The sequence below is a fragment of the Faecalicatena fissicatena genome (assembly GCF_016900595.1).
GTDB classification, from domain to species: domain Bacteria; phylum Bacillota; class Clostridia; order Lachnospirales; family Lachnospiraceae; genus Claveliimonas; species Claveliimonas intestinigallinarum.
The window spans coordinates 1-12,069 of sequence record NZ_JACLYY010000011.1 but is presented as its reverse complement, the minus strand read 5'-3'; the positions used below and the strand labels follow the sequence as shown (position 1 = coordinate 12,069).

General features: G+C 54.3%; 12 protein-coding genes and 1 tRNA gene. 12 read left to right on the top strand and 1 reads right to left on the bottom strand.

Annotated features, from left to right (window positions below; genetic code table 11):
* The first annotated feature begins 89 nt into the window (after positions 1-89).
* The 10 genes from H7U36_RS11195 to H7U36_RS11150 all read left to right on the top strand — a co-directional run bounded on the left by H7U36_RS11195 (position 90) and on the right by H7U36_RS11150 (position 9,984).
* Positions 90-977 (top strand): MurR/RpiR family transcriptional regulator, encoded by an 888-nt coding sequence (locus H7U36_RS11195; RefSeq protein ID WP_205156168.1) that lies wholly within the window; start codon positions 90-92, stop codon positions 975-977.
* A 183-nt stretch (positions 978-1,160) separates the two neighbouring features.
* Positions 1,161-2,453 (top strand): MATE family efflux transporter, encoded by a 1,293-nt coding sequence (locus H7U36_RS11190; RefSeq protein WP_033126987.1) that lies wholly within the window; start codon positions 1,161-1,163, stop codon positions 2,451-2,453.
* Positions 2,437-3,318 (top strand): carbohydrate ABC transporter permease, encoded by an 882-nt coding sequence (locus H7U36_RS11185; RefSeq protein WP_205156167.1) that lies wholly within the window; start codon positions 2,437-2,439, stop codon positions 3,316-3,318. Before H7U36_RS11190 ends, H7U36_RS11185 begins: the two co-directional genes overlap by 17 nt.
* Before the next feature lie 15 nt (positions 3,319-3,333).
* Positions 3,334-4,170 (top strand): carbohydrate ABC transporter permease, encoded by an 837-nt coding sequence (locus H7U36_RS11180; RefSeq protein WP_076779217.1) that lies wholly within the window; start codon positions 3,334-3,336, stop codon positions 4,168-4,170.
* 62 nt (positions 4,171-4,232) lie between these two features.
* Positions 4,233-5,525 carry an ABC transporter substrate-binding protein gene (locus H7U36_RS11175; RefSeq protein WP_205156166.1) on the top strand — a complete coding sequence of 431 codons (1,293 nt, stop codon included), beginning with the start codon at positions 4,233-4,235 and terminating at the stop codon, positions 5,523-5,525.
* A 1-nt stretch (position 5,526) separates the two neighbouring features.
* On the top strand, positions 5,527-7,032 hold the full coding sequence (locus H7U36_RS11170) for a CehA/McbA family metallohydrolase (RefSeq protein WP_205148306.1): 1,506 nt from the start codon (positions 5,527-5,529) through the stop codon (positions 7,030-7,032).
* Position 7,033: 1 nt separating this feature from the next.
* Positions 7,034-7,765 (top strand): HAD family hydrolase, encoded by a 732-nt coding sequence (locus tag H7U36_RS11165; protein ID WP_191429259.1) that lies wholly within the window; start codon positions 7,034-7,036, stop codon positions 7,763-7,765.
* Positions 7,766-7,816: 51 nt separating this feature from the next.
* A complete protein-coding gene (locus H7U36_RS11160; protein ID WP_191429258.1) occupies positions 7,817-8,899 on the top strand; it encodes an ABC transporter ATP-binding protein in 1,083 nt (360 codons plus the stop codon).
* A 149-nt stretch (positions 8,900-9,048) separates the two neighbouring features.
* A complete protein-coding gene (locus tag H7U36_RS11155) occupies positions 9,049-9,774 on the top strand; it encodes an alpha/beta hydrolase (protein ID WP_205156165.1) in 726 nt (241 codons plus the stop codon).
* Positions 9,775-9,822: 48 nt separating this feature from the next.
* Positions 9,823-9,984, top strand: coding sequence for a hypothetical protein (locus H7U36_RS11150; RefSeq protein ID WP_171031542.1), 162 nt, complete (start codon positions 9,823-9,825; stop codon positions 9,982-9,984).
* Between the two features lie 99 nt (positions 9,985-10,083).
* Here H7U36_RS11150 and H7U36_RS11145 read toward each other — a convergent pair.
* A tRNA-Leu gene (locus H7U36_RS11145) sits at positions 10,084-10,166 on the bottom strand.
* A gap of 162 nt (positions 10,167-10,328) precedes the next feature.
* Here H7U36_RS11145 and sdaAB point away from each other — a divergent pair.
* Positions 10,329-11,006, top strand: coding sequence for an L-serine ammonia-lyase, iron-sulfur-dependent subunit beta (gene sdaAB, locus H7U36_RS11140; protein WP_138303914.1), 678 nt, complete (start codon positions 10,329-10,331; stop codon positions 11,004-11,006).
* Between the two features lie 15 nt (positions 11,007-11,021).
* Positions 11,022-11,897 (top strand): L-serine ammonia-lyase, iron-sulfur-dependent, subunit alpha, encoded by an 876-nt coding sequence (gene sdaAA, locus H7U36_RS11135; protein ID WP_205156164.1) that lies wholly within the window; start codon positions 11,022-11,024, stop codon positions 11,895-11,897.
* The last annotated feature ends 172 nt before the right edge of the window (positions 11,898-12,069 follow it).

The following is a 12,069-nucleotide window of genomic DNA, read 5'->3' as shown; positions in this document are numbered from 1 at the left end:
TACACCATCCTCCGGCGGACAGTGCTAAAATGAGACATTGAAAAAAGTCGAAAAAACGGAGCGCTGCTCCGCAGGGAGGAGAGAGAACTATGTGGGAGATGGAGCTGAGGCTCTGCTATGCCATGCTGAGCAAAAATCAAAAGAAAGCGGCGGACATACTGCTGGAAGACCCGGACGCCGCCCGGACCATGACTGTGCGGGAGCTGGCCGGGAGGGCCGGGGTGGGGCAGGCCACCATCCTCCGGATGCTGCAGGCGGCGGGCTATGAGGGCTGGTCCGCCTTTCAGCGGGAGGTCTGGCGGGAGAAGGGGCAGCAGGAGAGGGAGCTGCCTGAGGCCGCTGCCAGGGAGCCGGCTCTGGGAGGGAAGAAATCCCCGGCAAAGCGGGAGCACAGAAAATACGAGGCCGTCTTCCAGATCATCAGGGACGACCTGACCATGATATCGGACATGGCGAAGCATCTGGACCTGGGACAGCTGGAGGAGGTTGTGAAGGTCATAAAGAAGGCCAAGATCATAGACGTGTACGGGACGGACAATTCCGCCAATGCGGCGGCGGAGCTGTCCGGCAGGATGCTCCACCTGGGGCTCACCAGCAGGAACTACTCGGATTTGTTCTTCCAGAAGGTCAGCGCAGGCCATCTGGGAAAAAGGGACGTGGCCATCGGCTTTTCCATATCCGGGGAGACCCAGGCTGTCATAGACTCCCTGGCCGCGGCCAAGCAGGCGGGGGCTGTGACAGTGGCGGTGACGGGGGACCAGGTGTCAGGCCTGGCACAGATCGCAGACTATATCTTTATCACCCCCACCATCCATTTCTCGGAGATCAGCCGGTGGATCTCCTCCCGCATCTCCCAGATGGCCTTTGTGGACGCCCTGTGCGGCGCCATCATGGTCAGCGATCCGGACCGCTTTGACCAGATGCTGATACAGTCCACAAAGGAGTTTGAACAGGATATGCACAGGAAGGACGCGTAGAGCGATCGAAAATGCAGCAGAAGGGACTTTTCGGAGCATTGCTCCGGAAGGTCCTTTTTTCATGCGGATTTACGGGAAAGAGCTTTACACAGACTTTACATTTTTTTGAAGATTTCTTAAAACTCATTGTTTATAATCCGGGTTGTGTCCGAGAGGACCGAAGAGAAAGGAACCAAGACACCCATGTTCAGACGAATTTTAAAACAGGCTCTCCCCACCATGATCGCTTTTACCATGTCAGGTATGTACAGCGTGGTGGACGGACTATTTGTGGGAAAGGCGGCGGGGGACACAGGACTTGCGGCCATCAATATCGCCTGGCCCATCCCGGCTGTGATCACAGCCCTGGGAATCGGGATCGGCACAGGGGGAAGCGTCCTCTATTCCAATATGCTGGGAAAGGGTGACCGGGACGGCTGCAGGAGAATGTTCAATACAACTGTGACATTCCTGGCGCTGGCAGGCATCCTCCTGTCGGTCATCCTCTTTGCGGCGAGGGATCCCCTCCTTCGCATCTTCGGAGCAGAGGGGGATGTGATGGAGCAGGCACAGCAGTACACCGGCATCATCATCGCCGGGGGCGTGCTGCAGGTGTGCGGCACAGGGATCACGCCTCTCCTTCGGAACATGAACCTGTCTTTTGCGGCCATGATCAGCATGGTGACCGGGTTTGTGGTGAACATCGCAGTCAACTACTATCTGATGTTTCCCCTGGGAATGGGGATACGGGGCGCGGCCTTCGGAACAGTGACCGCCCAGCTCGTGGTGCTGGCCATCAGCATCCTTGTCCTTGCCAGGGCCTACAAGGAGAAGGCAAGGCCTGCTCTTGAGAGGAGGCTGGCGGCCGGGATCTGCCGCAGCGGCATCACCGCCTTCGGCGTCTCCCTGGCGCCCACCGTGGCCCTCATTTTCACCAACTGGCAGTGCCTCCGGTACGGGGGAAACGCAGCGGTGGCCTGCTATGCCGTCATCTCCTACATCGTCTTTCCGGTACAGTACCTGCTGACCGGCATAGGAGACGGAGTGCAGCCCCTCCTGAGCTACTACAACGGAGCGGGGCGGCCTGTGGAGCTTGGACAGGTGAAACGGATTGCCCGCATAGGAGCGGGCGTGCTGGGAGCAGTGACTATGGCGGCGACATGGATCTGCACGCCCTACCTTGCCCGGTGGTTTGGCCTCTCCGAGGAGGCGGCCGCATTTTTCGGAACAGGCATGAGGATCAGCGCTCTTGCTTTCCTGGTGACAGGATTTGCAAAATTTAATCTCTCTTATCTGAACGCGGTGCTGAGGGCCAGGCTGGCTGTGATCCTCACATTTGCGGAGAGCCTGGTCGTATCACCTGTATACCTGTTCCTGATCCCGGCAATTACCGGGATGACCGGCATATGGATCTCGCTGCCGGCCACAGCGGTCACCATGCTCGTGATTTACGGAATGATAAACAGAAAGGAAATGAGTTATGAGAAAAAAGATTAGCTTTCGAAAAGTGGGGACTGTGTGGCTGTTTGTCCTGCCCGCCCTGATCCCCCTGATCGTATTCTGGATTTACCCCATACTCCGGTCTGTGTATATCAGCTTTACAGACTGGGACTACATGTCGCCAACATACAATTTTGTATTTCTTGACAACTTTATAGCGCTCTTCAAGGATGCACGTTTCTACGATGCCCTGTGGAACACCATCGTGTTCACAGTGGGGACCCTGATCCCCACTATTGTCCTGGGACTGCTCCTGGCGCTGCTGATGCAGAAGGCGTTCAAGGGAAGCGGGATCATCAAGTTCATTCTCTTTTCCCCGTGGATCACGCCTACAGTGGCAATTTCCATTGTGTGGACCTGGATCTATGATCCGGACACCGGAATTGCAAACGCAGTGCTGGAATTTCTGCATCTTCCGGCACTGCAGTGGATAAAAAGTTCCGAGACAGCCATGCTGGCGGTGATCATTGTGACTGTCTGGAAGAGCCTGGGATACGCTATGATCTTCTACCTGTCGGCTCTGGAGAAAGTTCCGGGAGAGCTGTACGAGGCAAGCGGCCTTGACGGGGCGAAGAGCTGGCAGAGATTCCGGGATGTGACGCTGCCGTGTATCTCCCCCACCACATTTTTCCTGGTGATCATTACAATGGTCAGTTCCCTGCAGGCCTATGATCAGATACAGATCCTGACCCAGGGCGGCCCGTCGGGAAGCACAAGGACGCTTCTGTATATGTACTATCAGCTTGGATTTGAGGAATTTAATATGGGACAGGCTACAGCGGTGGCTATTGTCATGATCATTTTGACGGTGCTCCTGTCAGCCATACAGTTCACAGCATCCAAAAAATGGGTCCACTATTAGAAAAGAGGGAAAAATATGAAGATAAAAACAGGAATTCAAAAGACAGGAAAAATCATCATACTTCTTGTGTTCTGCGTGTTTACAGTGTTCCCTTTCATCTGGATGGTGCTGAGTGCGCTGAAGACAAAGGCGGAGGTTATGGATGTGTCTGCCTTCTTCCCGGCGGAATTTCAGTGGCAGAATTTTTATGAAGTCATCTTTAACTCCCCGCTTCTGAAATACGTGGCAAACAGCTTGTATGTATCTGCATTTACACTGCTGATACAGATTGTCACAGGGGCCATGATCGCCTATGCCATCGTGTTTATGAACTTTAAGGGTAAGAAAGTTCTGTTTGCCATTATCATGGGAACCTACATGCTGCCAACGGCGGCTACCTACATTCCCAGCTATATCATCCTGGCAAATGGGGGTCTTCTGAATACATACACAGGACTGATCATCTCCGGATGTGTCAGCATATTCGGCATCTTCCTTCTCAGACAGGCCTTCATGCAGGTGCCTGCGGGAATGATCGAGGCGGCCAGGATAGACGGGGCAAGCCACTGGCAGATCCTCTGGAGAGTGGTGTGCCCCATGACAAAGTCCTCTTTTATCACCATGGGACTTATGAATTTTATCACCTGTTACAACAACTACATGTGGCCCTCCCTGATCACGGACTCAGACTCCAAGATGCTGGTATCCCAGGGACTTCGGAAGTTCTTTATCGAAGGCGGAGCCTACGGGACCGAGTGGCCCCTTGTCATGGCCGGCAGCGCCATCATCGTACTGCCCCTCCTGATACTGTTTGCCTTCACCCAGAAATGGTTTATCAACGGTATCGGCGGAGACACGGGTATGAAGGGATAAAACCCTCTTACATATATAAATGAAAACAAAGGAAAGAAAAAGAAGCAAAAAGGAGAAATATCATGAAGAAAAGAATTGTATCTGCACTTTTATTATGCGCTATGGCAACATCCCTTCTGGCGGGCTGCGGCGGCGGCTCCTCCTCTGAGCCAACAACGACAGCAGACGGGAAAATACAGATCGACCTGTGGTACTCAGGTGGAAAGACTGCTGTGAACGTGTTCCAGGAGATCGTTGACGACTTCAACGCATCCCAGGATGAGTACGAGGTGGCCACCACCACACAGGCAGACTACACAGAGACCTACGAGAAGCTCCAGGCGGGGATCGCAGGAAAGAACGCGCCGGATATGGCCCTTCTCGGCACAGACAATTCCAGGAACCTCTCAGAGAAGAACCTGGTGGCAGACATCAATGAGTTTGTGGACGCTGACGACGAGTTCGACAAAGAGGACTACGTTCCGGTCTTCTATGACCAGGGCGTGGACGCGGACGGAAAGCTCTTTGCCCTTCCGGCCTACGGGACCACACAGGTGCTCTACTACAACAAACAGATATTTGCAGACGCAGGGATCGACCCCACCACCATTAAGACATGGCAGGACCTGGAGGCGGCAGCAGAGAAGATCACAACAGACAGCGTGGTTGGATGGGAGCCCATGTGGGGCTACGGGAACCTTGTGGATGCAGCTCTCAGCAACGGAGCTTCTCTCCTCAGCGAGGACGGCGAGACATGCCTGATCAACTCCAAAGAGTGGGTGGACGTATGGGAGAGCTTCCGCAAATGGATCCACGACGACAAGATCATGAAGGTAAACTCCGGCGGACAGGGCTGGGAGTACTGGTACACCACCATTGACGATGTGCTCCAGAACAAGGCCGGCGGGTACACGGGATCCTCAGGAGACCAGGCAGACCTTGACTTCAATATCGTAGGCGCCATCGAGCAGCCCGGATTTAACGACAACCCGTCAGCGCCCACAGCGGACGCGCTTCAGCTTGTCATGTTGGAGGGATCTTCCGACGAGGAGAAGCAGGGCGTGTACGAGTTCATGAAGTACTTCACAACACCGGAGAACCAGGCGAAATGGTCCATGGCGACAGGGTACGTGGCTGTCCGCGAGTCCACCCAGGAGGTGCCGGATTTCAAGGCCTACACAGATGAGAACCCCCACGCTCTTGTACCGCTCCAGCAGGCAATGCACGGCACATCTTCCCTCATCGACCCGACGGGCGGAAAGATCCTGGACGCTCTGAAGATCGCGGCAGACCAGGTGGAACTGGAGAACGTACCGGCGCAGGAGGCGCTGGACGCAGCACAGGAAACAGCACAGGAGGCGCTGGACGCGTTATAAAATGAGACAGGAACTGAAATTTACCATCAGCCGGGAGGCTGAAAATCTTCACAGGGAGCCGATAGAGGTTCCCTGTGATACAGAAAGACTGTATATCAAGGTGGATCTGCCGGATGAATTCCGCTATATGAGCTTTATCATCCTGGAGGACCCGGAGGGACATATCCGCCTGCAGAAGCAGCTGGCCTGGGGAGACCAGGACCTGTGCGTGGGAAAAGGCCCAAAGGACACCACCATAGGAGGCGTGCCGGGCAGGATCCAGCCGGGAACCTGGCAGGTGTGTCTGGGCATCTTTACAGAGTACCTGCACCAGAGGCTGGGAGACCAAAGAGGCTGTATCACCATGACCATGTCCGACGGGGAGGGCCCTGTGTCAGACCCCATGGGAGGACTCGCCTGGGTGGAGGACACCCTGGAGATTTCTCCGAAAAAGTACCGCTGGGACAAGGTGTACGGGACAAAAAAGCAGTGGTATAAGGGGGATTTCCACACCCACACAAGGCTGTCCGACGGAAAGGAGCCCCTGGAAAATGCCATGAAGAAGGCAGAGGATATGGGCATGGACTTCTATGTGCCCACAGAGCACAACCTGATGCACACAGGCTGGTGCGACACATCCCTGTGCATCCTTCCCGGCATAGAGGTGACGACGGACAAGGGACATATGAACCTGTTCGGCATCACAAAGCTGCCGGAGCGGATCCTGGACATTGTGGCTCACAACGGCGAGGAGATCGTGGACAGCTACATGGAGGAGACGATCCGGGAGGCGAGGGAGAATCACTGGATCACAAGCATCAACCACCCCTTCCTCACCATATGGAAATGGCGCTATGACCAGACTGACCTGGATGATATTGACTGCCTGGAGATCATCAACGACCCAACCTACACAGACGCCAAAGACGCCAACGAGAAGGCCGTGCGCTTTCTGGACGCCCTCTGGCAGGACGGACATCGGATCTACGGCGTGGGCGGCAGCGACTCCCACAATCTCATAGAGGAGCGCTACGAGGGGGCGGACCTTCCCTCCATTCCCGGTGACCCGGCTACCTGGGTCTGCTGCGGGGAGCTTACGCCGGACAACCTGATGGCGGCCGTAAAGGCCGGGCACATGTGCGTCACCCGCTTCTGCAGGATGACTCCCGTGATCCACGGAGCCGGCAGGACCTTTCTCCCGGGAGATGAGCTCCCGGAGGACGTGGACAGAGTAACGATACAGGCACTGATCGAGGGGCTCTCTGAGAGGCCGCAGGTCTCCCTGGTGAGAAACGGCGCTTCCCAGGAGCTGGAGATCAGAGAGCTGGAGGTCAGGGAGCTGGAAGGCGGAAAATGGGAGGTGCTGGCTGACGCTGAGCTTGAGAAAGGACAGTGGCAGTGGCTTCGCCTGGACGTCCGCAGCCGGGAGAGGGAATTTCTCGGCTATATGAACCCTGTGTTCAAAGGGGCGGCCAACTCCCGGTACCGCACCTTCGGCGAAATAAAAAAGACAATGGAAGAACCTTAATATGATCAGAGGAATTTTATTTGACAAAGACGGGACACTGGTGGACTTTTTCTCCCTGTGGCTCCAGGCAGCCCTGGCTGTGACGCCCGCATTTCTCGAGGAAAACCGCATCCAGCCGGACAAGGACATGACCGACTACGTGCTCCGTGCCATGGGAGTGGAGGACGGGAAGGTGGATCCGAGAGGAGCCCTGGCCTACAAGTCCTACCAGGAGATAGCGGCAGATATCTGCCAGGCGCTGGAAAAGAAGGGGATCACCCTGGACCCGGCCAGAGCCCAGGAGCAGCTGGAGCGCCTCTTCGACGAGAATGTGACCGGAAAAAATGTGAGCTACACGCAGGTCACAGACATTAAAAAGATGCTGCGGGCCCTGAAGGAGAAGGGCATCTGCGTGGGACTTGCCACGGCAGACACCATGCGCTCTGCCAAGAGCTGCCTGAAAAAGCTGGGAACCTACCAGGAGTTTGACTACGTGGGAGCCGATGACGGCGTGAAGAGACCCAAGCCGGAGGCTGACATGTTCCTGGAGTTCCAGCACAAATTCAACCTGAAGCCGGAGGAGATCGCTGTGGTGGGGGACACCTACAATGACGTGGTCTTCGCCAGGAACAACGGCGGCATAGCCATAGGCGTCTTGAGCGGCGTCAGCAGCGAGGAGGATTTCCGGGGAGAGGCAGACTATATCCTGGACTCTGTTAAGGACCTGCCCGGGCTCCTTGAGAGGATGGATTGAAAAGACGCAAAAGAAAGCATATCAGACACGGATGGACAAGGAGGAATAACTGTGGCTGAAATTCAGTTAAACCATGTATATAAAAAATTTGAAGACGGAGTTACCGCGGTAAAGAATTTTACCCTGGATATTCACGACAGGGATTTCGTGGTGTTCGTGGGACCTTCCGGATGCGGAAAATCCACAACGCTGCGCATGATCGCCGGACTGGAGAAGATTTCTGACGGCACTCTCGTGATGGACGGAAAGACCATGAATGACGTGCAGTCCTGTGACCGTGATATAGCCATGGTATTCCAGAATTACGCACTCTATCCCCACATGACCGTGGCGGAAAACATGGCCTACAGCCTGAGACTGAAGCATGTGCCGAAAAAGGAGCGCAGGCAGAAGGTGGAGGAAGTGGCAAAGATACTGGGACTGGAGCAGGTGCTGGACAGACGTCCGGCAGAGCTCTCCGGCGGACAGAAGCAGAGAGTGGCCATGGGGCGGGCCATTGTGCGCCAGCCCAAGGCCTTCCTGATGGACGAGCCTTTATCCAATCTGGATGCCAAGCTCAGGACCCAGATGAGGAGGGAGATACAGAAGCTGTACAGAGAGCTGGACAGCACCTTTATCTATGTGACCCACGACCAGACAGAGGCCATGACTCTGGGCACGAAGATTGTGGTCATGAAGGCCGGAGAGATCCAGCAGATCGCCTCCCCGGAAGTGCTCTACAATGAGCCGGCCAATGTGTTCGTGGCAGGATTTATCGGCATGCCGCCCATGAATTTCTTTAAGGGCAGATGCCAGATGCGCTATGAGAAGGTCTACGCCAGCACAGCGGGCATGCAGATTGAGCTGCCTGCGGAGCTGGCGGACAGAGTGAAGAAAAAGAGCGAGCTGGGCAAAGACATCATCATCGGTGTGCGGCCGGAGGATATGCTGATCGCTGACACGGGCATCGAGAGCCGCGTCCGCGTGTACGAGATGCTGGGAGCAGAGACCTACCTGTACTTTGACCACGACGGCGGGAACGTGGCGGTCAGAGTGGAGGCCGACACGCCCATCCGCAAGGGCGACCGGGTGCACTTTAACTTCCGCCCGGAGAAGATCCATCTGTTTGACGCCCAGACAGAGGAGAGAATATAGAAACCGCGAAAAAAAGGAAAAGCTTTGGCAAGATCAATCTGAGCCAAAGCTTTTTGTTATTTTCCTTGATCAGTATTTTGCTCTTTATAAAAATATCTATTTTGTTTTTATCTATCGACATAGTATAATTTACATATCAGGAATAATCGATGGGATGTGACACAGAAGTGGAAAGAGAGCGGATTGACAAATACGAATTCAATACAGCGGATAAAAGGATAGAGGTCTATCCAAGCCCCGAACCTGACAGCCCTATTGTGTATATCAATACTTTTGAGGGAGAAGGCGATAATGTATGCCGGGCGCTGGAAAACATGGACAATCCCGCTTTTACCCTTGTCGCCGTGAGCGGTCTGAAGTGGGAGCACGATATGGCCCCGTGGGATATCCCACCGCTCTCGAAGAAAAGCATTCCCTGTACCGGAGGCGCCGACGACTATCTGCGGCTTTTAACGGAAGAAATCATGCCGCGGGCAGAAAAGATGGCGGATGGCGTCTCGTGGAGAGGGCTGGCAGGTTATTCTCTGGCCGGGCTGTTTACAGTGTATTCTCTGTACCGGACAGACCTTTTTTCGAGGATCGCAAGCGTGTCCGGCTCACTCTGGTTTCCGGGCCTTATGGATTATATCACTTCTCATGAGATGAAAAGGCTTCCGGACTGCGTTTATTTTTCCCTCGGGGATCTGGAGAGAAGGACAAGAAACCCCTGTCTGAAAACAGTACAGGAAAGTACCGAAAGGATCCGGAGTTTCTATGCAGGCCACGGTATTGATACGTTCTTTCGGCTCAATCCGGGCAATCATTTTAAAAATGCCGACCAGAGAACAGCAGCAGGCATTTCGTGGATTTTGAACAGGCAGGTCAAAGGAGCGTAAAGTAATCAAAAGGGTAAGCAATCAATTTTTGTGGAGGGAGATATCATTATGATATCAGCAGAAGTATTAGCCTACGAAAAAGAATTGGAAGAAAATCAGAGGACTGTTCGGCAGATGGTTTTAATCAGCCTGGAAGATGTTAGAGCGGGAAAGGGAAGGGACTTTGCCGAAGTCTTTGATGAATTGGAGAAACGGTACCAGAGTTTATAGATGCTTTGCAGGGAAAGAGAGGAAAAAGGGAAACAAATTTTACAAGTCTTAAGCAATAAAAAATAGGAAGTCTTGATCTCTCAAGGCTTCCTATTACTATGCGGAGAAAGGGACTTGAACCCTCACAGGATTGCTCCCACTAGAACCTGAATCTAGCGCGTCTGCCATTCCGCCATCTCCGCTCGACAAAAAGTATAATATCACATACCGAAGCAAATTGCAAACATTTTTTTGAAAAAAATAAAAAATTTTTCTAGAGCGCCGAATGATGGGGTATGGTATAATAGTGCCAGACATGTAGACGTGCTTTGCTGAGAAAAAAAAGAAAGGAAAGGTATAGCAGTATGGCAAGTATTTTTGACATTTTGGGTCCCGTCATGGTGGGGCCATCCAGTTCCCATACGGCAGGCGCGGACCGGATCGGTCTGATCGGCAGGCAGCTTCTGGGGAGGCAGCCGCAGAAAGCCACCATCTATCTCCACGGCTCCTTTGCGGCTACCGGGGAAGGGCACGGCACTGACCGGGCCATCGTGGCCGGGCTTCTGGGGATGAAGCCGGACGACATGAGAATTCCGGACAGCTTCCGGATCGCGAAGGAGGAAGGACTTGACTTCACGATCCAGAAGAAGGAGATCCGTGGCGCGCATCCAAACACAGTGCAGATGATCCTTGAGGCGGACGGAGCGGACAGCCTGGACATCCAGGCCTGTTCCATCGGCGGCGGCCGCATCGTGGTGAGCAAGCTGGACGGGATCGAAGTGAATTTTAACGCGGAGAGCAACACGCTGATCGTGCACAACCAGGATCAGCCGGGACATGTGGCCCAGGTGGCCAACATTTTAAGCCAGAAGAACATTAACATCGCCACTATGCAGCTTTTCAGGGACAAGAGAGGCGGATATGCTGTCATGGTCATTGAGACGGATCAGATTATTCCGGACAGCGCGATTTCCTGGCTGGAAAATCTGGACGGTATTATCAAGGTGACGTTCCTCAATGTGAGCGGAGCAGAGGATGAATAGGAGGGGCGCGAAGCTATGTCATATGGATCAATAGAAGCAATCAAAGAGAGATGTAAAAAAGAGGGAATTGAGTTCTGGAAGGCAGTCCAGATTGAGGACTGCAGCGAGAGAAATGTGTCTGAGGAGAGCTCCTGGAAGGAGATGACCCGCATGTGGCGGATCATGTGTGAGAACGTGGACACCTATGAGCCGGACCGGATCTCCAGGAGCGGCCTTGTGGGGAAAGAGGGCGGCCTCATGGAGGAGTATCAGAAAAAGGGAGACACCCTGTGCGGAGATTTCATGGCCAAGGTCATGACAGTGGCTCTGAAGATGGGCTGCAACAACGCCTGCATGAAGCGTATCATCGCAGCTCCCACAGCGGGGGCCTGCGGCGTTCTCCCGGCTGTGCTCATCCCCTATTTTAAGGAGCACGAGGTGCCGGAGGAGACTATGGTGGAGGCTATGTACGTGGCTGCCGGTGTGGGACAGGTCATCGCCAACCGTGCCTTCCTGGCCGGGGCGGCGGGCGGCTGTCAGGCTGAGATCGGATCCGGATCCGCGATGGCGGCGGCTGCCATCTGCCACGTGAAGGGGGCGGATGCCGAGACTATGGGACATGCAGCTGCCATGGCACTCAAGAACCTGATGGGCCTTGTGTGCGACCCGGTGGCTGGCCTTGTGGAGGTGCCCTGTGTCAAGAGAAATGTGGGCGGCGCTGTCAATGCCCTGGCGGCGGCGGACATGGCCCTGGCGGGCATCACGAGCCGCATCCCGGTGGATCAGGTCATCGACGCCATGCGGGAAGTGGGCGACAAGATGGACGTGACCCTTCGGGAGACCGGAGCAGGCGGCGTGGCTGCCAGCATCACGGGCGTGGAGATCGCTGAGAGGATTATACAGACAGAATAATGGCAGGTAAAGGATCAAAACTGGTATACAGACACTCGGGAAAAGAGTAGATAATAATAAAATGCTGTCAGTCGGTTATCGGCTGACGGTATTTTTTTTGTGAAAAAATTGCATACAAAAAGAGAATTAATCTGAAATGATATACAGAAAATTCTGTCTCTTATACACATCT

Coding starts and splice junctions, on each gene's coding strand:
- H7U36_RS11190 (WP_033126987.1), top strand. CDS start 1,161: ATGTTCAGACGAATTTTAAAACAGGCTCTCCCCACCATGATCGCTTTT.
- sdaAA (WP_205156164.1), top strand. CDS start 11,022: ATGTCATATGGATCAATAGAAGCAATCAAAGAGAGATGTAAAAAAGAG.
- H7U36_RS11150 (WP_171031542.1), top strand. CDS start 9,823: ATGATATCAGCAGAAGTATTAGCCTACGAAAAAGAATTGGAAGAAAAT.
- H7U36_RS11170 (WP_205148306.1), top strand. CDS start 5,527: ATGAGACAGGAACTGAAATTTACCATCAGCCGGGAGGCTGAAAATCTT.
- H7U36_RS11155 (WP_205156165.1), top strand. CDS start 9,049: ATGGGATGTGACACAGAAGTGGAAAGAGAGCGGATTGACAAATACGAA.
- H7U36_RS11185 (WP_205156167.1), top strand. CDS start 2,437: ATGAGAAAAAAGATTAGCTTTCGAAAAGTGGGGACTGTGTGGCTGTTT.
- H7U36_RS11180 (WP_076779217.1), top strand. CDS start 3,334: ATGAAGATAAAAACAGGAATTCAAAAGACAGGAAAAATCATCATACTT.
- H7U36_RS11195 (WP_205156168.1), top strand. CDS start 90: ATGTGGGAGATGGAGCTGAGGCTCTGCTATGCCATGCTGAGCAAAAAT.
- H7U36_RS11165 (WP_191429259.1), top strand. CDS start 7,034: ATGATCAGAGGAATTTTATTTGACAAAGACGGGACACTGGTGGACTTT.
- sdaAB (WP_138303914.1), top strand. CDS start 10,329: ATGGCAAGTATTTTTGACATTTTGGGTCCCGTCATGGTGGGGCCATCC.
- H7U36_RS11175 (WP_205156166.1), top strand. CDS start 4,233: ATGAAGAAAAGAATTGTATCTGCACTTTTATTATGCGCTATGGCAACA.